The following is an 18902-nucleotide window of genomic DNA, read 5'->3' as shown; positions in this document are numbered from 1 at the left end:
TGGCCGTGATGTGGCCGCTTGCTGGTCAGTTGCCGGTCAGGCAGGGGGAGTCGGCGGGAGGGTGGCCGTGATGTGGCCGCTTGCTGGTCAGTTGCCGGTCAGGCAGGGGGAGTCGGCAGGGGGATGGCCGTGAGGTGGCCACTATCCTGTCACTTTCCGGTCATCGCTGGGGGATCTCGTCCGAGGTGGCCGCGAGGTGGTCACCTGTGGCCGCCTTCCCGTCGCTCTCTGGCCACACCCGCATGACTGAAAAGAGGCGGGGTCGTGCAGTGGTCCGCACCGGCCGTTACGGGCCAGATATGGCGGTTCATCCGCGTGGCCTCGGCGATTGGCCCCAACCGCGACTTCTCGGAGTCAACGCAAGGCGCAGATCGCCTGAGTGCGTATCAGGCGGCCCCGGCGGTCACCGGCCTATCCGAACCTACGTTTGATCTGTCGGCTCCTTTGCGACTCGTCTCTGTGGCATGTTCGCCTTGAGTCGGGGTATCCGCGTCGGAGGTGGAAGATAGCCTAACGTCGACAATGGGGGGACTCACGAATGGCACGACGGCGACTGCGTTACTACGGTTCGGGGGACTTCTCAACGTATTGGCAGGTCGACGACGCGGCATCGATCTTGCGAGCCTTCGGCCGTGGGGCACCGTTGGTCGACGCGACGCACGCCATCGAACTGTACAACGCGCACCGCTTCCAGGATTCAGGCTTCGTACCAGTGTCGACCACAGAGGCGGAGCGGACTGCCCTCGCCGAAGAGAGCGCCCGCGCCAGAATCGCTGTCGCCCGCTTCTTCACTGAGGTGGATGAGTCCAACGTGCGTGATCGCATTCAAGGGATCCCGCGCGAGTACCACTCCGACGTGCTCACGCTGCTCGGCAACAATCGTGCGTTCGAGCGCTGCAGTGCTGAGGTCATGCTCCCAGTACTCGTTGACAACGACATTCATCTGAGCGAGATGTTGTCCAACAAGACGTTGGTGAGGACGTACGACTTAAATCTTCGAGAGCTACTTTTGAACGATTCGAAGAACGCTGAGTTGCTCATACGGCAGCTCTTTTCGAAGGATCGGCGGAAGACGCGCTACCTTCCCAGATCCCTCACCGCTGCAGACTCCCGCGCGCTGATGGCCCGCTATATTCAGGCCACGGATGCCAACTCCCACTACTTGCGTCTTATAGAAACCGCGCCAATCAGCGAGAAAGTTACCGGCGTTGATGCGCGGTTGAAGCTCGAGGCTAGGCGGCGACGGGATCGCGAGACCGAGGCGATCTTCAAACAGAACCCCGGCATCAAGTCAGGTGCCGAGCTACGGATCGTTGACGACCAAGAAGAGCCGGTCGTGTCGCGCCTTGATGGCATGGTCGTGCACTCCTCGTACAGTCGAGCGTGGTTAGAGAAGACCACCGACAACCCGAGTGTTCTGAACAACTTTCAGTACCTCTTCGAGTTCGCTAACGAGAACGCGCTGCTCTTGCTTCCGTCACACCAGGCAGAGCTCGGTGTGTTCGAACGCTTCATGATGACGACGGGACAGACCGACTATCACGTCGGTGCGGCCTACCGAGTTCGAGACATCATGTCGACGCTGCAGACGCAACTCGTGCTGAACTTCCTGGAGAGCAAAGACGTCGAACTGGAATCCGTCGTGTCCTGGTTCTTTCATGACTACCTCCCCGGTGAGTTCGGTGCCCGAGGGTTCTCGTTTAGGGCATCGGCCAGAAGCTCCAGTTTCCTTGAGAAGACAAGGCACCTGCTCGTCGAGATGGAGAGCGTGGTTCGTCAATTCGCGCTGTACGCAGAAGACGGTGGCATCGACCGCGAGCTTCTCGGAATCGCTTCCGACAACGTTCGCTACCACCAGATACCGAGCCTGTTGGACAGCAAGTATCTCTACTCGAGCAATACGCCGGAGATCGAGGGGATTCTCTACGCGCTGTTCTCGGACCAGTCGGCGATGAACTACATCAGCGAGGATCTGCAAGCCGACGACCTGGCCACGTTGCTGCTCCGCAACCGGGTCACCTACGACCAGTTTGAGGAGCATCAGAGGCCGACGCTTGACCAACTCATCGGACTCGGAGTCTTGCTGAACTCTGGCAACCGGGTTCAGATTGGTAACGCGCCCCAGTTCTTGATCCTACGGTCGTTGGTGTCGAACGAAGCTGCAAGCTATGTCCATCTCACGGATCGTGGTCGTGCTGCAGCCGACGAGATGGTCGACCGAGGCTGGCTGCGGCTAGCCGCAACCTTGCTCACGACTGCCGAAGCCGGCTACTTCAACTATCAGCTCAACAAATCGCAGTTTCACAATGGGCCGGAGATCCGCAACAAGTACCTGCACGGTTCGCAGGCGGACCTAGACGGTCCCGGCGCTCACTTCGAGGCGTACATCACAACGCTGAAGCTCACGATAGCCCTAATAATCAAGATCAATGACGATTTCGCGTCTGCAGCGATGCTCATGGGGAGCGAAGAGCAGGATCTCTAGCGAGGCGGCATCCGCAATCAGCGCCGCCCATCAAGTTCTCCCGGAGCACGACCGAAGCTGTGCAGGCATCTGGCGTCGTCGTCACCATGGGACGCGGCGACGCTTGCCCCTACCTACCCGTGAAACGCTACGAGGACTGGAAGCTGGTCGACTCAGCCGGTCGAGGCATCGATGCCGTCGGTCCCATCAGCAATGACAGCCCTGAGCACCCGGCTGTCCTTGAGGCCGACCCATCGCCCAGTGAGTCGGACCTCGTGCGAGCATAGAGTCATCGAGGTCGGGAGGACCAAATGGCGAGTGGCTTCAAGATCAACAAGCAGGTGATTCGGAAGATGACCCGGGAGCTCGAGCGTGAGTTCGCCAAGAACCCGGTTCGCGTGCCTCTTCAGGCAGATGCTTCAGACGTTCGTCTTCCGGCCGCGATGACCATCAACAACTACCACGGCCCCGTAGTCACCGTTACAGGTGATGGCGCTCAGCTCGCTTGGGACAATCACGACGTGACACAGGGGAAGACGAACGTCCAGCAGGTTGCGACTGGCTATGAGGAAGTGGCGGACCTCGTGACTCGTCTGCTCGCCGGGGTCGCGACGTTCAAGTTGGATCCGCAGGACCAGGACGAACTGGTTGAAGCGAGCGAAACGATCCTTCATGAGACCGTGAAGGATCAGCCTGACCGAGGCGTGGTGCGCCGCGGTGTCACGATGTTGAAGGGACTGCTTTCTCCGGTTGCCTCTGGAATCAGTAACGCGGTCACGGAAGAGACTGCGGATATGGCTCGAGACCTGATCACCTCGCTGGGCGCAGCGCTCCCGTCGTAGCGCTCGTTGGAGTGCGTGCGACGAGGTCCGGCAACGTCTGAAGTGAGCGATACTTCGGCTGCATCAAGTCCGATGACGGAGGCCTCATACCATCCGCCGCGTATCCATACTCCGTTGCAATCTCGCGACTCAGTGAACGCGAGACATCGTGTGAGCCGCGGTAAACCCAGGCGATTCGCGGTGTAGCCGGAGTGCCGATCAGGCGGGCGAGCGGGTCGGCGTAAAGCTGTACGGTGCCGACAGCGTCGAGCGAGAGGACCTCGTCCTCGACGATCCCAGGCGACTCAGCTCACACGAGGTACAGGGGTACCGATTTCCGAGGTCCTTCGGACTCCGGGCGCACCGTAATCAGGCGGCACGTTGTCCGTGGCGCAACTCCAGAACTCGTCGGAGGTGCCCTCGCTCGACCGGAGGATGAGGCATGTTCAAGCGTTTCGCAAAACAGACGCGAGTGGCCGTTTAGCCACTGCCACGTGGCAGCCCACCAACTTCGCTGCTTGGCTCTTAACCGTGACGACCCCATCCGATCCGTCCGACGGCTGCGGTGACGGGTGAAGTGGCTACGCAGTTCGTTTTTTCGCAGCCACCTCACGCCCGCTATGGAAGGTCCGGCTCCGCGCGGCCATCGACCGTTAGATCTTGCTCCCGATAAGTCGAGCCAAAGACTTGCCGCCGCATACTCGCTCGGTCGGCCTCGAAGCGTTCCCGAAGCGGCCTCCCCTTGCTGGAGGACCTATCGAGCCAGCGCTCGAAGAAGGGCGGTAGAGCCTCGAGCCGAGCACTAGCGTGTTCCAGGCGCGCCCGCTCCATCTCAGCATCTTCGCGCGCTCGAAGAGCAGTCGCGCGTGCCAACCGCGCGCTCTGTTCGAGCTCCTGGGCATCCTGTTGTATCTGTCGGGACGACGACTTCAGCGACTCCGCTTCGCGCTCGCGCTTCGCCAGCTCGGCTTCGCGATCGTCCACAGCTGACAGTCGCGCGTGCATCCTCATTCTGAGCATCTCCGCGTTCTCACGTGCATCCGCCAGCATCTGCGCTTCCGCGCGCAGTCTCTCCGCGCGAGCTTGAAAGTCGCTACTGCTCAGATGCTCTCTCGACCGTTCGGTCACCCGATACTCAACGTCGTAGCCGCTTGCCGCGACCGCCTCGCGCAGTTCACGATGCTGGCGTTTGAGATCGTGCGGCCCCTTGAAGAAATCCTTCTGTGACAGCCGACCATCGTCGGTCACAGGGGTCATCAAGACTTGCAACTGAGGGTGATACTCATCTAGATGCAGCGACCAGCCGACGACATTCGTTCGGCCGAACTCCCCACACAACCAGTCCAGGGACGCTCCCATATAGCGACGGGCTTCAGCATTGAGACGACTCTGACGCCAGTCAGCGTTGTTCGAAGCGAACCAGGCCGGGTCAAGTTGCAGGACGATCGGCCGCATAAGTACTGCATCGCGGCGGAGCGCTCTGTGTACACTCGTGAGGCGCTTCTGTAGATAGTCGTTCAACTCGTCAGAGGGCGGACGACCCTCGACTGAAGCGGGCGAACGAAACCCTCCGTGACCGTCATTGACGACGGTCACGTTCAACGGGGTGCGCGCGGAATCGATATTCACGTTCAGCTGCGGGAAGTCGAAGCCAGCGGCCTGATCGACATCCCTCGCGATATGCCGGAAGAGATTCCTTGCGTGCGCGCCGCGCTTCACCTTGACGGAGGCATCGAAAGTCATAGTGAAGGCCATCAGTTCGCGCCTCCAACTGTAATTGCAACCGGTACCGGTACCCGCAGGATTCCCTTGTAGTTCGTCTTGAGAGGAAATGGGAAGGTTCGCTTGAGCGGGTCTGAACCCGAGCAAGTCTGATTCATCCAAGCACTCAGCTTGTGCTCGTCGACAAGGGGCTCTGGTGCCGACATTCGCGACCCCGGCCGCATCGACGAAGAGATCACCGACCAGGACTCCGAAGCCTGCAGGTGGTCCTTGAGAGACTCACCGAACTGATTGAACCCTTCCACGGTGCCGCTGGGCTCGACGTTCGCGTACCAGGCCTTGTATGCGTCGTACAGGAAGGCCCAAGGAAGGAGGTCCCAGACAAACTGATCCTTATGCTCTTCCCACCACCCGACGACCTTGTTGTTTGCAGCGAACCATCGTTCCAAGGCAACCCGGGATACTTCAGGAACGGTGAACGAGGTGTGCTGCATGTGGAGGGCGCGCTTGAGCACGTAGCTCAGAACGCCCGGATCTGCCAGGTATTTCTCCTTGATGTCTTTGTTCTCAGAACCCTTGAAGTTCTTCACCATCGGAACGATCAGCATTCGCCGCATCAGTGACTCTGACTTGTCTTTCATGCGCGGGGTCATCTCGTTGTAGCACTGCACCTCAAACCCGTTCCACCGCATCTCAACGGGATCCTTATACTTCGCTTCGACACTGATCACGTCCCCGGTCACGGTCGACTTCCAGTCGCCGAGTTTCGTGGCGAAGGCGCCGACCTCGTTCTCGTCGACAAGATTGACGCTCTTGCTGATGAGTGCTGTAAGAGCGAACCTGTTGCCGAAAGCCGCTAGCGGGATAGAAGCGTGTGCGCGCGGTCCGAGGAGGCTCCGGATGAGGCCGAGCAGCGTGCCCTTCCCGCCCATGCCTTTCGGGCCAACGAGCAAGGCCGACTGATTCCATGCGCAGAACGGGCGAACGGCTGCGCTAACGATCTGCCAGAGCAACTCAGGAACCCCGATGTCGTCCGACAAGCTGCGGAACCACTCCTCCACCTCCCACTCGGTGCCGTCGGGCTGAAGGATTCGAGGACTCCGCGCTGCCGGATCGTAGCTCGATCCGGTCTTTGACAAGAACACCCAATGCGGCGCGAACGGGCGCAGGACTTGACGCGCATGATCGAACACTCCGTTCGCCACAGGAATGAGATGCGGCAGAACGGTGCGACTCACCACCGGTGCATGTGTTGGCATGCGGTTCAGCGCGGAATCGAGCGCGGAGTCTTTAAATGATGGCCGCAGTTCGCTGATCAGCGCCTTGAGGCGCGACACACTCGGGTTGTAGATGCCTTCAAGCGATCCCGATGACTCATAGATCGCGAGCACGCCGGCATCCTCACTCCCATGGCCGTCGGTGAGGTCGATCTTGACCATGCGGTGGCGGGCGAGGAGCATCTGGACGACCGAGTGTTCTTCCAGCGCGTATAGCGGTTTCAGCAGAGGAGCAGGTGTGCCTTTTCGTTCAGCGTTTTCCAGCCAGATCTCCGCATTGACTCTTGTTAGGGCGTTGTCTCGGAGTTGTTCGGGCGACACAGGAACGTCGCCACTGATCTCCTTCAGATAGCGCCCGATGGTCTTGTCGACGAGAGTCTCGACAGAGACACGTACCTGCTGCGTCGTCGTATTCCGACCAGCCGCGGAAGTATTGCTCGTAGCCGTAGCGCTGTTAAGATTGGAGGTGACGCCGCCAAACGTCTGATCCGCTTCAGTGTTCACCGCGCTGGGGCGGATTTCGTTGTTGCTCACGCCGCGGCACCTCCGCGAAGAAGAGCTGCGAAGTGCGCGCACTCGTCATCAGTGAGCGGCCCGCTGGTCGCTAGTACCCGATTCGCGGCAAGGCGAAGCTCGGCTCGGGCAGAGTCGGCCGCGACAGGTGAATCTGCCAGCTCAAGCTGCTCGAGGTCGGAGAGCGTAACCAAATACTTGCGGTTGCTCTCGCTGCGGCTATGGGGGAGAGAGCCATCCTTGAGGCGACGACGCAGAGTGAAGACACTGCCGAAGCGACGGGATCCGTCAACGTTTCGGATCTCTGCGGCTTCGTAGAGGTCAAGAACCCTTTCGACAGCGGTCGGCTTCTGGGAACTGGTTTTAGGCATGGTCGGTCCTTTGTAGGACCGACTTCTGCCACGCTCTATCGCCGGGTTAGTTTCCGAACCTTTCGATCCGGTGGAACGCACGTGGTTCCTATGACGCAACTCTATTCCGGGCAACCCGGATTACAAGTGGGGCTTCGTCATTTTCGTCTTATCAGGACACCAATCTAACACAGCGGTGAAGCAGATATTGCCAAAGCGATATGGACTTAACTCCAGAATCACCCACCTCCGCCTCCATCTCCGTCCCAGTTCCAGGCGACACGGCGCATAGCCCACGCGCGTTCGGAGTGAACCTGTCCGGTTGCGAGGTCAATGGTGCGCTTGCCTTTGTCGGCAGCGTTGATCGTGAGTTTGAGGCCGAGCCTCACTATCGCCCTCCTTCGTGCGAGCACGGGGAGGGCGGACCATCGCTCGGGTATCGAGTCGGACAGCATCAGATCCGTAATTGGTGAATCGGATCGGAGCCGTTCCATTCGCGAGAGTGCGCTTTGCAGTCGCCCCGCAATCTCGTTCAGTTTCTCCCGCGCGCGTTCTCGGGGAATGAGGCCGTCGCCGATCATGTCCGTGAGGTCGTCACGTCGCTTGTGAAGGTCTGCGATCTCTGCCTCGAGGGGAGCACTGTCGTCGGTTGTTCTCAACGCCTGGACTACTCGGGGGTCCGAGAGTTTGAGAGAGATGACCTCTCCGACAAGAGCCTCAACGTAGTCGGCTCGGATCGACACGCAGTGCTTGTCGACGCAGACGTATGTCGTGTGCTTGACGCGCCTTCCTGCGGCGTCAAGGACTGGTAGCCGAGCCTTACCCGCGTCCGCGGCGCCCTTCCGTGTGGTTTGATCTTGGGCGTGCGAGTAGAGGGTGCCGCCGCACACGCCGCACTCAAGCAGTCCCGATAGAAGGTGCTTCGGCGACACCGCCCATGAACGCTTCGTTTTCCGAGCCAGTTTCAGCTCCCTGAAGGCTCGCCAGGTGTCCTTGGTGATGAGCGGAGTCCACTGAGGAGCTTTCCCCGGGGGTAGCTCGACTGGTTCACCTTGATATGTCACGACGCCCGCGTAGTGAGAGTTTTCCAGAAGCCTCTGAACTCTTGAACTCGCCCAGGTGCCGCCCATGACGGGTCTGAACCCGGGGGTATCCCAGCGCTCGATGAGACGGTTCCACCGCTTTGCGACCGAACGGTAGCTGTCACCGCGAAGCACGCACCGGTAGCCGTCACGGATAAGTTTCGCTTCTGAGTCGAGCACGATGATGTCACCGTTGACGCGCTCGTAGCCGAAAGGACGCAAGCTGAACTGCCAGTGGCCGTTGGCTGCGGCCTGGCGATTGGATGCCCTCTGACGCAGCGCCTTCTGCTCAGTTTCGAACTGAGACCACGCGGCGACGGTGCGGGCGACGGCTCGCCCCGAGGGTGTGCTCAGGTCCAATGATCCGGCTGTCACCATGTGCACCGGAATTTCCAGTTGGATGACCTTCTCAAGGTCGCTCGTGAGCCGAAGTAGGCGATCCTGATGCCAGGCAATGACGGAACGGGGGCGATCCATCAGCATCTCTTCGAACTCGGGACGTCGCGCGCCGCTCGTCGCGCTGATGTCGTTATCGACGTACACGCGCACGACGTGAAGGCCCAGGCGCGTGGCCAGTTCCTGACACTCCCGCTGCTGGCGCTCAACCCCGAGTTCTTCGCCGCTACGGTCTTGGGAGATGCGTACGTAGATTGCGCAGGTTGCCTCAGCAGAAAGTGCCACAGACCGAGGGTATCCGTTCACATACCCGCCGGGCACGCGGCTGCGCTCGGACGGCCGCTCGGTGCGGTGCCTGGGCCTGTGACCTCCGCATCGTCGGCCGGCTGTCATCGGCTTCTTCGTGAATACGACGCGAGATGCGTCACTACCACCGCCGAGATACGCGAGTTGTGGGGTGACGCCGCACCCGGGACGACCGTTGGCGGAGCCACGGACCCGGATCGGTCTCGGGTGCTCGACGCCCTGAGCAGTCGCTCCGCACGACCCGTTCTCGAGCTGTCCCGAAGATCGGGGCTCGCTCCCGAGAGGATCGGCGCCCTCCTCGGGCTCCTAAAGCTGGATGGGATTGTCACGCGCGTCGAGAGCGGATGGCGGAAACGGCCGGACGGAGAGCGGCGCGGCTGACACCGCGCGGATTCGCGCTCCTGCACACTTGATCCATGCAGTTCCAGGCAGCAGCACACGCCTTCACCGAGCATCTCTCCCGAGTGCGTCGGCTGTCTTCAGCGACTGTGCGGGCCTACCGATCTGATCTCCGTGATCTCGCGGAGACCGTCGGCGATCGCGAGCTCGAAGACGTCACACTCGAGACACTGCGCGACTGGCTGTGGCGCGCGACTCAACGGGGGGACGCGCGGTCAACACTCGCGCGGCGCGCCGCGGCGGCGCGGTCCTTCTTCAGCTGGGCGCAGGAGCAGCAGCTCGTCGCACACGATCCGAGTCTCCGGCTGGTAGCCCCGAAGCGGGGGCGGACGCTGCCCGTCATCGCCTCTCAGGACGCGATGACGACTCTTCTCGAGGCGCAACGGCACGCCGCCGCCGCCGGTGATCCGATCGCGCTCCGCGACCATGCGATTCTCGAGCTGCTGTACGGGGCAGGGATCCGAGTCTCCGAGCTGTGCGGACTCGATGTCGACGATCTAGACCTCGACCGGGGCACGGCGCGCGTGATGGGAAAAGGCGCGAAAGAGAGGGTGGTGCCCTACGGTGCTCCTGCACGTGATGCCACCGGTGCCTACCTGTCTCGAGGGCGCCCCTCACTCGCCGCACGAGCTGCCCGACCGGCCCCGGCTCTGCTACTCGGCAGTCGAGGCGCGCGGATCGGACCGCGCGCGGTCTATTCGCTCGTCGCCGACGTGCTCGCACCGTTCATCGGGGCGGACACGGTCGGCCCGCATGCGCTGAGACACACTGCCGCGACCCACCTCCTGGACGGCGGCGCGGACTTGCGAGCGGTGCAGGAGATCCTCGGCCATGCGAGTCTCGGTACGACCCAGATCTACACCCACGTGTCCGCCGAACGGCTGACCGCGACGTATCGCCTCGCACACCCGCGCGCCTGAACACCCGGTCACCGATTCACGGGGTCGTGCAGCAGGGGAGCAGCACCGCCCTGGGTACGGCGCCGAAGAGGAGCATCGGGTTGATGTACGCGCCATCCATTCGCACACCGAGGTGCAGAGTGCCGGGCGCCGCGTGGCCACCGGCAGCCACGGTGCCGATCACCTGCCCCGATGAGATCGCGTCTCCCGGCGAGAGCTCGGAGGACAACGGCTCGAACGTCGACACGTAGCCACCGGGGTGCTCGATCGTGATCAGAGGCCTGTCGACGACGGTTCCGCGGAATGCGATCGTCCCGTCGGCGGGAGCGCGGATCACAGCCCCCGGCGTCGTCGCGAGGTCCATCCCTCGATGGCCGGCACCGTACTCGTGCGCGGGAGCGCGATACGGCGACGCGATCGCGCGGCGCTCATCGGTCGGCCAGAGCCAGACGGGATACTTCGCACCTTCCGCGGATGACGCGCGCGCACGCGCCGGGATCGGAGCGACGAGAATCAGGGCGACCAGCAGAAGGAACGCGATGGTCGCGCGTACGCGGGAGTTCATGAGGCAATGGTCCGTCGCTCCCGCCGGCGGCGGGACGCGTCATCGCAACCCCCGCGATCCATGTGGGGAAGACATGGCTTCGGTGCATCGTGCAGGAGGAGTGAGGCCGCCGCATCCTGTATGCTGTTGGAGCACCTCGATCTCGGGGTGACTACGCGTGCCCAGAGCGACTTCGGTCGTGGCATCCACTCCCACTGGTCCTGATTTCACTCAGGCGGGTGTGCGCCGGGCACCAGGGAGTTCGGTCGTCCGATCGACTCGACAACCTCAAGGGCGCAGAATCGCGCCGGAACAAGGAGACGACCATGGCTGTGGTCACCATCCGCCAGCTGCTCGACAGCGGCGTGCACTTCGGACACCAGACCCGTCGGTGGAACCCGAAGGTCAAGCGCTTCATCCTCACGGAGCGCAGCGGCATCCACATCATCGACCTCCAGCAGTCGCTCGGCTACATCGACAAGGCCTACGACTTCGTCAAGGAGACCGTCGCGCACGGCGGCACGATCCTCTTCGTCGGCACGAAGAAGCAGGCGCAGGAGATCCTCGCGGAGCAGGCCACGCGCGTCGGCCAGCCCTACGTCAACCAGCGCTGGCTCGGTGGACTCCTCACCAACTTCCAGACCATCGCGAAGCGTCTCGCTCGCATGAAGGAGCTCGAGGAGCTCGACTACGAGAACCCGGCTGCCTCGGGCTTCACCAAGAAGGAACTCCTTCTCAAGAAGCGCGAGCTCGACAAGCTCCACAAGTCGCTCGGTGGTATCCGCAACCTCACCAAGACGCCGTCCGCTCTCTGGGTCGTCGACGCCAAGCGCGAGCACCTCGCCATCGACGAGGCCAAGAAGCTCGGCATCCCGGTGATCGGCATTCTCGACACCAACGCCGACCCGGACGACTTCCAGTACCCGATCCCCGGCAACGACGACGCCATCCGCTCCGTCTCGCTGCTCACCCGCATCATCGCGGACGCAGCGGCAGAGGGCCTGCAGCAGAAGCACAACCCCGAGACGGGTGACGCTGAGCCGCTCGCCGACTGGGAGAAGGAGCTCCTCGAGGCTCCCGTGCAGGAGTCGGCTGACGCCGCAGAGGTCGATGACGCCGCAGCTGACGAGGCTGCCACCGTCGAGACCCCCGCTGCCGACGAGACCGCTGCTGACGAGGCCGGCGCCGAGGCGCACGACGAGGCCATCGCTGCCGCTTCCGGCGAGGAGACCGCTGAGGTCGCCGCCGCCGAGGCAGCAGACGCCAAGTAATTCCGCGACCACCACACACATCACGAAGCAAGGAGCCACCACACATGGCCAACTTCACCATCGCCGACCTCAAGGCGCTGCGTGAGCAGCTCGGAACGGGAATGGTCGACACCAAGAAGGCGCTCGAGGAGGCCGACGGAGACGTCGAGAAGGCCACCGAGATCCTGCGTCTCAAGGGTGCCAAGGGCAACGCGAAGCGTGCCGACCGTTCGACCAGCGAGGGCCTCATCGTCGCTCGCGAGCAGGACGGCGCAGTGACGCTGATCGAGCTCGCCTGCGAGACGGACTTCGTCGCGAAGAACGAGCGCTTCATCGCACTGGCCGACAAGGTCGCCGACGCTGTCGCGGCCGTCAAGGCCGACTCGGTCGAGGCCGGACTCGCCGCCCAGGCAGGCGACAAGAGCGTCGAGCAGGTCATCTCGGAAGAGGCTGCGATCATCGGCGAGAAGGTCGAACTTCGTCGCGTTCGCACGATCACCGGCGACAACGTCGAGGTCTACCTGCACCGCACGAGCAAGGACCTCCCGCCGCAGATCGGCGTCGTCGTCGCCTACACGGGTGACAACGCCGAGACCGCTCGCAGCATCGCGCAGCACATCTCGTTCGCGAACCCGTCGTACCTGTCCCGCGAGGACGTCCCGGCTGACGCCGTGGAGAAGGAGCGCGAGATCGTCACCGAGATCTCCCGCAACGAGGGCAAGCCGGAAGCGGCTCTGCCCAAGATCGTCGAGGGCCGTGTCTCCGCGTTCATCAAGCAGGTCGCACTGCTCGAGCAGGACTACGCGAAGGACAACAAGCTCTCCGTCGCCCAGGTGGCGAAGGACGCCGGTATCACCGTGACGGACTTCGCGCGCTTCAAGGTCGGCGCGTAACACCGTCGAAGGGGTTCGGATCACATGATCCGAACCCCTTCTTCATGCCCAGAAGGCACTATCTTGAATCGGGACGAGAGGAACACCCCCATGACCGAAGGCAACGGACGCCGTCGCGTTCTCCTGAAGCTCTCCGGTGAGGCGTTCGGCGCCGGACAGCTCGGCGTCAACCCCGACGTCGTCAGCCAGATCGCCCGTGACATCGCCGCGGCCGTCGACCGCGTAGAGATCGCGATCGTCGTCGGCGGCGGCAACTTCTTCCGCGGAGCGGAACTCAGCCAGCGCGGAATGGACCGGGGGCGAGCCGACTACATGGGCATGCTCGGCACGGTGATGAACGCCCTCGCGCTGCAGGACTTCCTCGAGCAGGCCGGAGCGCCGACCCGCGTGCAGTCCGCGATCTCGATGACGCAGGTCGCCGAGCCGTACATCCCGCTGCGGGCCGAGCGGCACATGGAGAAGGGCCGCGTCGTCATCTTCGGCGCCGGAGCGGGCCTCCCGTACTTCTCCACCGACACGGTCGCCGCGCAGCGCGCGCTGGAGATCGGGGCGCAGGAGGTGCTCGTGGCCAAGAACGGCGTCGACGCCATCTACACCGCGGACCCGAACAAGCACGCCGACGCCGAGCGCATCGAGCGCGTGACCTACCGCGATGCCCTTCAGCGCGGCCTCAAGGTGGTCGACTCGACCGCGTTCAGCCTCTGCATGGACAACAACATGGACATGAGGGTGTTCGGCATGGAGCCGGCGGGCAATGTCACGCGTGCGCTCCTCGGAGAGCCGATCGGCACTCTCGTCACCGCCTGAGTCCCTGACGGTGCTCACGCGCCGCGCCAGATAGAATTTCAGAACACCCCGACGATAGGAGTCACCGTGATCGCGGATGTCCTCGCTGAAACCACCTCCCGTATGGCACGAGCGGTCGAGGCCGCCAAGGAGGACTTCTCCACGGTGCGCACGGGTCGCGCCAACCCGCAGCTCTTCCAGAAGGTGCTCGTCGACTACTACGGAACGCCGACGCCGCTCGCCCAGCTCGCCTCTCTGGCGAACCAGGAGGCGCGCACCCTCATCATCACTCCCTACGACAAGAGTGCTCTGAAGGGGATCGAGCAGGCGATCCGGGACATGCCGAACCTCGGCGCGAACCCCACGAACGACGGCAACCTCGTCCGCGTGACGATGCCCGAGCTCACGGCTGAGCGCCGCAAGGAGTACGTCAAGCTCGTCAAGACCAAGGCCGAGGACGCCAAGGTGCACGTGCGCGGCATCCGTCGCAAGGCCAAGGACGAACTCGACGGTCTCAAGAGCGAGCTCGGAGAAGACGAGATTTCTCGCGGAGAGAAGGAACTCGACGCCCTCACGCGCCAGCACGTCGACCTCATCGACGACGCACTCAAGCGCAAAGAGGCTGAGCTCCTCGAGGTGTAGGCGGCATGTCCGACGAACGCACCGATGACGGCACCGACAAGCCGCAGACGCGCCGGGAGGCGCGCGACTCGTCGACCTCGACCGGCGCCATCCCGCTGGTCGATGGCGCCTTCCCGGCGTTCGACGCGACGAGCATCCCGCCACGTCCACCTCTCCCCGCCGAGGAGCGCGCGATGACGGAGTCTCCGTTGGACACAGCTGATCACAACGCGATCAGAGAGCAGTGGCGTGCCGCACGCGACGAGTTCGGGACCCACGTCACGAATGCTCGCGGGCAGCTCGACCAGGCGAACGAGCGCATCAAAGAGCGCACAGGGCGTGACCTGATCCTCGCGACGCTGATCGGGCTGGCGTTCGGCGCCGCCCTGCTCGCCTCGCTGTTGTTCATCAAGGTCCTCTTCGTGCCGTTCGCTTTGGCAGCGGCGCTGCTCGGGGTGTACGAGCTTTCCCTGGCACTGCGCGCGTCCGGGCGGCGGATCGACGTGATCGCTCAGTTCGTGGCGGCGACGCTGCTCGTGCTGTCCGCGTTCTTCCTCGACCTCTGGTTCGTCTGGGTGATGCTGTTCTTCGCCGTCGCATTCGTGATCGTGTGGCGGTTGGTCGCCCAGATGGTCGCCAAGGACGGCAGAACCTACGGCGATGTGCTGACGGATGCCGTCATCGGAGGCTTCGTTCAGATCTACGTGCCGTTCCTCGCGGCGGTCGCCCTGATCCTGCTCAAGCAGGAGGGTGGCCAGTGGTGGGTGCTGAGCTTCATCGCCATCGCCGTCGTGGCGGACACCGGCGCGTATGCCGCCGGGCTGGCCTTCGGCCGGCATCCGATGGCCCCGCGAATCAGTCCCAAGAAGACGTGGGAAGGGTTCGGTGGAGCCGTGGTGGGTTCCATCACGGCGGGTGTCCTCCTCGCGATCTTCCTGTTGCACCTGCCGTGGTGGATCGGCGTGATCTTCGGCGTCGCCATCCTGCTGTCCGCGACCCTCGGCGACCTCGGGGAGTCCATGCTCAAGCGTGATCTCGGAATCAAGGACATGAGCTCCTGGCTGCCCGGTCACGGCGGGCTCCTCGATCGACTCGACAGCATCCTTCCGTCGACGGTGCCCGCGCTGTGCCTGTATTTCCTCTTCTCCTCCTGGGTGGTGCTGTGATGGTCTTCGACGACGTGCGAACATCGGACGGTTCGGTTCAGCCTCCGGCCGCGTTCTCTGTGACGACCGGGCGCGTGCGCGGCTATCACCGCGCAGCGGTCGACACGTTCCTCGCAGCCGCTCGGGCTGCATTCGAAGGCGACGCGGACGATCTCGGCGCAGCCGACGTACGCGTGGCGTCCTTCCCGCTCGTGAAGAACGGCTATGTCGTGGCAGAGGTCGATGCGGCGCTCGGGAGAGTGGAGGACGCGCTGGCGGCTCGCGCGCGTGACCGGGCCGTCCGGTCGCAGGGCGCGGGGGCATGGGTCGAGCAGGCACGAGACGATGCCCAGATCATCCTCGACCACCTCGCGCGTCCGAAGCGTCAGCGTTTCGCGCGCACGGGCGTCCTCACCTTCGGGTATCGCATCGACGAGGTCGACCATGTGGGCACCCGCATCGCCCGCTATCTGCGAGACGGCGAACCGCTGACGGCCGAGCAGCTGCGTTCGGCGGCGTTCCGCATGCAGCGCGGCGGGTACCGGGAAGAGCAGGTGGATGCCCTTCTCGACGCTACCGTCGATGTGATCCTGGCGGTTCGCTGAGCGTTCTGATGGCCGACTCACGCCTCACCGGGTAGACTGCCACTCATCGTGAACTCCCGAAACGACATCACACCTCATCGCAAAGACGTCACGCCGGTGCCTGCATCGGCGGCGCTTTCGGCGCGCAGCGGTAGCCGCCGACGGGGCGTCGTCGGTTTCGTCAGCGCCCTCGCGGTCGTGGGTTTCGCGGCCGCGATGGTCGCCCCGACCGGCGTCGCGCTGGCTCAGCAGCCTGACACGGAAGGCCCCGAGTCGGCGTACTCAGCGGCGCTCACGGAGACGCAGAATCTCACGGTGACCGCGGAGGGTGCCGCTATCGCACCGGTTCAGCGTGGATCGTTCTCGGTCTACGTGACGCCCAAGCCGACTCCCACCCCGACACCGACGACCGCGTCGTCCGGGTCATCGAAACCCGGTCCCAGCGCTCCTCTGTACTACACCGGCGGGGGAGCCCCTGCGGAGTGGATGGCAGCAGCGGGCATCGCGGAGTCCGACTGGGGCTTCGTCGACTACATCGTCTCCCGCGAGAGCGGCTGGAACCCGAACGCGACGAACAAGTCCTCTGGAGCGTGTGGGCTCGTCCAGGCTCTGCCATGCAGCAAGGTTCCCGGCAATGGCTACGACCCGGTGGACAACCTGCGCTGGGCAACGGGATACGCCACGGGTCGATACGGAAGCTGGGCGGGCGCCCACGCCTTCTGGACGAACAACCACTGGTGGTGAGTCGGCCTCATGGCCCGCTCTCGCAGACGCCGTCCGACGCGCCCTGACACCGACGATTCGCTCGATCGACTCCTCGCGTCCTGGAAGCGCACGGAAGTCCGTCGTGGTTCCGAGTGGACCGTCCAGCCGGTGTCGGCAGCTCAGGCGCTGAAGGAGTACATCTGTCCTGGGTGCGGGCGATCGGTTGTTCCCGGAACCGCTCACCTCGTGATCTGGCGCGCAGACGGGGTGCTCGGTGACGCCGCAGACCTCGCGGCACGCAGGCATTGGCACACACACTGTTGGAGGATTGCGTGAGCATGGAGATCCGTGGACCGATCGAGCTGCCTGCGCGGCGCGAAGACATCGCACTGGAGACCGCAGACGAGCTGACACTGGTCGGAGAGCTGGCGGTTCCCGAGTCGTCGGCGCCCGTGGCCACGCTCGTCACGCTGCATCCTCTCCCGACGGCCGGCGGGTTCATGGACTCGCACATCATCCGCAAGGCTGCCGCCCGTCTGCCTGCGCTGGCGGACCTCGCTGTGCTGCGCTTCAACACGAGAGGGACGACCTCTCCGCGTGGCACCAGCGATGGCGCGTTCGATGGGGGAGAGGCGGAGCAGTTCGACGTCGCGGCGGCGATGGGCTTCGTGCGCGAGCGCGGTCTTCCGCGCCCATGGCTGCTCGGCTGGTCGTTCGGCACCGAACTCGCGCTGAAGTACGGTCGGGAACACGATGTCGAGGGGATCATCCTCCTGTCCCCGCCACTTCACCGCGCCACAGACGCCGAGGTGGCGGAGTGGGCCGCCTCCGATGCTGACGTCGTGGTGCTGGTACCCGAGCTCGACGACTACCTCCGCCCGGCCGAAGCACGCGAGCGCTTCTCCGCGATTCCGCATGCGAAGCTGATCGCCGTCGAGGGTGGCAAGCACCTCTGGGTGGGGGAGAGCCAGACTCGGAGAGTCCTCACTGAGATCGTCGCTGCCGTGAACCCGGCAGCTCTTCCGCTGCCGACGGAGTGGCCCGCCGACTAGAGCTCGTTCATGCGAGGGATCAGCACCTGCCGGTAGAGGATCAGGATGCTGGCTGCCACCGGGATCGCGATCAGCGCGCCGAGCAGCCCCAGGAGGCTTCCGCCCGCCAGCGCCGCGACGACGACGACCGCTCCGGGTACGGACACGGCCCGGCTCATGATGCGCGGCGAGATCACGTACGCCTCGATCTGCATGTAGATGAGGTAGTAGATGGCGGCGGCGATCGCTGTCGCCGGTGATCCCAGGCCGGGGATCAGGCACACGAGCACGATGATGGTCGACCCCGTGAGGGTGCCGACGAGTGGAATCAGTGAGAAGAAGAAGGCGACGACGGCGAGCACGGCCGGGAACGGCGCATCGATGATCGTGAGGAAGATCATGCTCAGGATGCCGTTGATGACGCCCTGGGAGACCTGGCCCATGACGTAGTAGCCGACCGAATCGGTGATCTGCTCGGCCAGGTCGATGAAGCGCTCGCGCTTGGATGCAGGAGCGAGCTGGTAGACGGCGCGCTTGAGCGACGGTGTCGAGGCGGTCAGATAGATCGTCAGGATGAGGATGATGAACGCGCCGAACAGTCCGCTCAGCAGTGCCCCGCCGGCGGCGAGCACGCCCTGCCCGATGGACCCCCCGATCTGGGCGAGGTTCGTCTCCAGCCAGTCGGTCACATAGGCGAAGACGTCATCCACCTTGAGATTGGGGAACGTGTCGACCATCCACTGGCGCAGGTCGAGGAGAAAAGTCCCGCGTTGGACGATGGCCGTGATCTCGGCGATGAGCTGCGAGATCTGGTCGACCAGCACGGGGATGACGATCAGGATGATCCCGGCGAAGATCCCGAGCACCGCGAGGATCGTGATGAGCACGGCGAGCCAGCGGGGGAGACGCCTGCGCTCGAGGAAGGAGACGAGCGGGTCCAGGCCGAGACTGAGGAAGAGAGCCGTACCGACGTAGAGCAGCACGGTCGACAGGCTCTCCACGCTTCCGATCAGCAGGATTCCCAGTCCCACGCCGAGCGTCGCCACGAGGGCGGTGCGGAACGGGTTGTGGATCTTCATCGTTGCTCCTCGGAATGGGGGACTCTGCAAGCGTA

General features: G+C 63.8%; 18 protein-coding genes and 1 pseudogene. 14 read left to right on the top strand and 5 right to left on the bottom strand.

Annotated elements, in window-relative coordinates:
- The first annotated feature begins 538 nt into the window (after positions 1 to 538).
- The 3 genes and pseudogenes from QRN21_RS14670 (at position 539) to QRN21_RS14660 (ending at position 3306) form a co-directional block, all read left to right on the top strand.
- Positions 539 to 2485, top strand: a complete 1947-nt coding sequence (locus tag QRN21_RS14670; protein ID WP_285364838.1) for a hypothetical protein — start codon at positions 539 to 541, stop codon at positions 2483 to 2485.
- 47 nt (positions 2486 to 2532) lie between these two features.
- A pseudogene (locus QRN21_RS14665) lies at positions 2533 to 2751 on the top strand (hypothetical protein); the annotation flags it as partial.
- A gap of 24 nt (positions 2752 to 2775) precedes the next feature.
- Entirely contained in the window at positions 2776 to 3306 is a 531-nt protein-coding gene (locus QRN21_RS14660) for a hypothetical protein (protein WP_285364835.1), read from the top strand.
- A gap of 597 nt (positions 3307 to 3903) precedes the next feature.
- Here QRN21_RS14660 and QRN21_RS14655 read toward each other — a convergent pair.
- The 3 genes from QRN21_RS14655 to QRN21_RS14645 all read right to left on the bottom strand — a co-directional run bounded on the left by QRN21_RS14655 (position 3904) and on the right by QRN21_RS14645 (position 8910).
- Positions 3904 to 5040, bottom strand: a complete 1137-nt coding sequence (locus QRN21_RS14655) for a plasmid recombination protein (RefSeq protein ID WP_285364833.1) — start codon at positions 5038 to 5040, stop codon at positions 3904 to 3906.
- Complete coding sequence (locus tag QRN21_RS14650; protein ID WP_285364830.1) at positions 5040 to 6818, bottom strand: DNA primase family protein; 1779 nt, start codon at positions 6816 to 6818, stop codon at positions 5040 to 5042. Before QRN21_RS14650 ends, QRN21_RS14655 begins: the two co-directional genes overlap by 1 nt.
- A gap of 568 nt (positions 6819 to 7386) precedes the next feature.
- Positions 7387 to 8910 (bottom strand): recombinase family protein, encoded by a 1524-nt coding sequence (locus QRN21_RS14645; RefSeq protein WP_285364827.1) that lies wholly within the window; start codon positions 8908 to 8910, stop codon positions 7387 to 7389.
- Between the two features lie 66 nt (positions 8911 to 8976).
- On the opposite strand from QRN21_RS14645, the gene QRN21_RS14640 reads away from it, so the two are divergent.
- Positions 8977 to 9312 carry a DprA-like winged helix domain-containing protein gene (locus tag QRN21_RS14640; RefSeq protein ID WP_285364824.1) on the top strand — a complete coding sequence of 112 codons (336 nt, stop codon included), beginning with the start codon at positions 8977 to 8979 and terminating at the stop codon, positions 9310 to 9312.
- Positions 9313 to 9347: 35 nt separating this feature from the next.
- On the top strand, positions 9348 to 10250 hold the full coding sequence (locus tag QRN21_RS14635; RefSeq protein ID WP_285364822.1) for a tyrosine-type recombinase/integrase: 903 nt from the start codon (positions 9348 to 9350) through the stop codon (positions 10248 to 10250).
- Between the two features lie 16 nt (positions 10251 to 10266).
- Here QRN21_RS14635 and QRN21_RS14630 read toward each other — a convergent pair whose 3' ends face one another.
- Positions 10267 to 10794 carry a murein hydrolase activator EnvC family protein gene (locus QRN21_RS14630; protein WP_285364821.1) on the bottom strand — a complete coding sequence of 176 codons (528 nt, stop codon included), beginning with the start codon at positions 10792 to 10794 and terminating at the stop codon, positions 10267 to 10269.
- Between the two features lie 305 nt (positions 10795 to 11099).
- Between QRN21_RS14630 and rpsB the strand changes: the two genes are divergently transcribed.
- The 9 genes from rpsB (at position 11100) to QRN21_RS14585 (ending at position 17809) form a co-directional block, all read left to right on the top strand.
- The gene (gene rpsB, locus QRN21_RS14625) at positions 11100 to 12044 is read left to right on the top strand and encodes a 30S ribosomal protein S2 (RefSeq protein WP_053095994.1); all 945 of its coding nucleotides are present in this window, start codon (positions 11100 to 11102) and stop codon (positions 12042 to 12044) included.
- Between the two features lie 44 nt (positions 12045 to 12088).
- Positions 12089 to 12916: a translation elongation factor Ts gene (gene tsf / locus QRN21_RS14620; protein WP_053095995.1), complete on the top strand. Its 828-nt coding sequence runs from the start codon at positions 12089 to 12091 to the stop codon at positions 12914 to 12916.
- Between the two features lie 90 nt (positions 12917 to 13006).
- A complete protein-coding gene (pyrH, locus tag QRN21_RS14615; protein ID WP_056278675.1) occupies positions 13007 to 13723 on the top strand; it encodes a UMP kinase in 717 nt (238 codons plus the stop codon).
- 66 nt (positions 13724 to 13789) lie between these two features.
- Positions 13790 to 14344 carry a ribosome recycling factor gene (gene frr, locus QRN21_RS14610; protein WP_053095997.1) on the top strand — a complete coding sequence of 185 codons (555 nt, stop codon included), beginning with the start codon at positions 13790 to 13792 and terminating at the stop codon, positions 14342 to 14344.
- A gap of 5 nt (positions 14345 to 14349) precedes the next feature.
- Positions 14350 to 15489 carry a phosphatidate cytidylyltransferase gene (locus tag QRN21_RS14605; protein WP_056278676.1) on the top strand — a complete coding sequence of 380 codons (1140 nt, stop codon included), beginning with the start codon at positions 14350 to 14352 and terminating at the stop codon, positions 15487 to 15489.
- Positions 15489 to 16073, top strand: a complete 585-nt coding sequence (locus QRN21_RS14600; RefSeq protein ID WP_056278677.1) for a DivIVA domain-containing protein — start codon at positions 15489 to 15491, stop codon at positions 16071 to 16073. The genes QRN21_RS14605 and QRN21_RS14600 overlap by 1 nt, the downstream gene beginning before the upstream one ends.
- Before the next feature lie 48 nt (positions 16074 to 16121).
- Complete coding sequence (locus QRN21_RS14595) at positions 16122 to 16796, top strand: aggregation-promoting factor C-terminal-like domain-containing protein (protein WP_285364813.1); 675 nt, start codon at positions 16122 to 16124, stop codon at positions 16794 to 16796.
- A 9-nt stretch (positions 16797 to 16805) separates the two neighbouring features.
- Positions 16806 to 17093, top strand: a complete 288-nt coding sequence (locus tag QRN21_RS14590; RefSeq protein ID WP_082586579.1) for an Rv1322 family protein — start codon at positions 16806 to 16808, stop codon at positions 17091 to 17093.
- A 2-nt stretch (positions 17094 to 17095) separates the two neighbouring features.
- Positions 17096 to 17809, top strand: a complete 714-nt coding sequence (locus QRN21_RS14585; protein WP_056278678.1) for an alpha/beta hydrolase — start codon at positions 17096 to 17098, stop codon at positions 17807 to 17809.
- On the opposite strand, the gene QRN21_RS14580 is transcribed toward QRN21_RS14585, so the two are convergent.
- Positions 17806 to 18867: an AI-2E family transporter gene (locus QRN21_RS14580; RefSeq protein ID WP_053096001.1), complete on the bottom strand. Its 1062-nt coding sequence runs from the start codon at positions 18865 to 18867 to the stop codon at positions 17806 to 17808. The two genes, QRN21_RS14585 and QRN21_RS14580, sit on opposite strands and share 4 nt — an antisense overlap.
- Positions 18868 to 18902 lie beyond the last annotated feature (35 nt).

It is taken from the genome of Microbacterium sp. LMC-P-041, assembly GCF_030209555.1.
In the GTDB taxonomy this organism is placed as follows: Bacteria; Actinomycetota; Actinomycetes; order Actinomycetales; family Microbacteriaceae; genus Microbacterium.
This window is presented reverse-complemented; position numbering and strand designations above follow the sequence as displayed.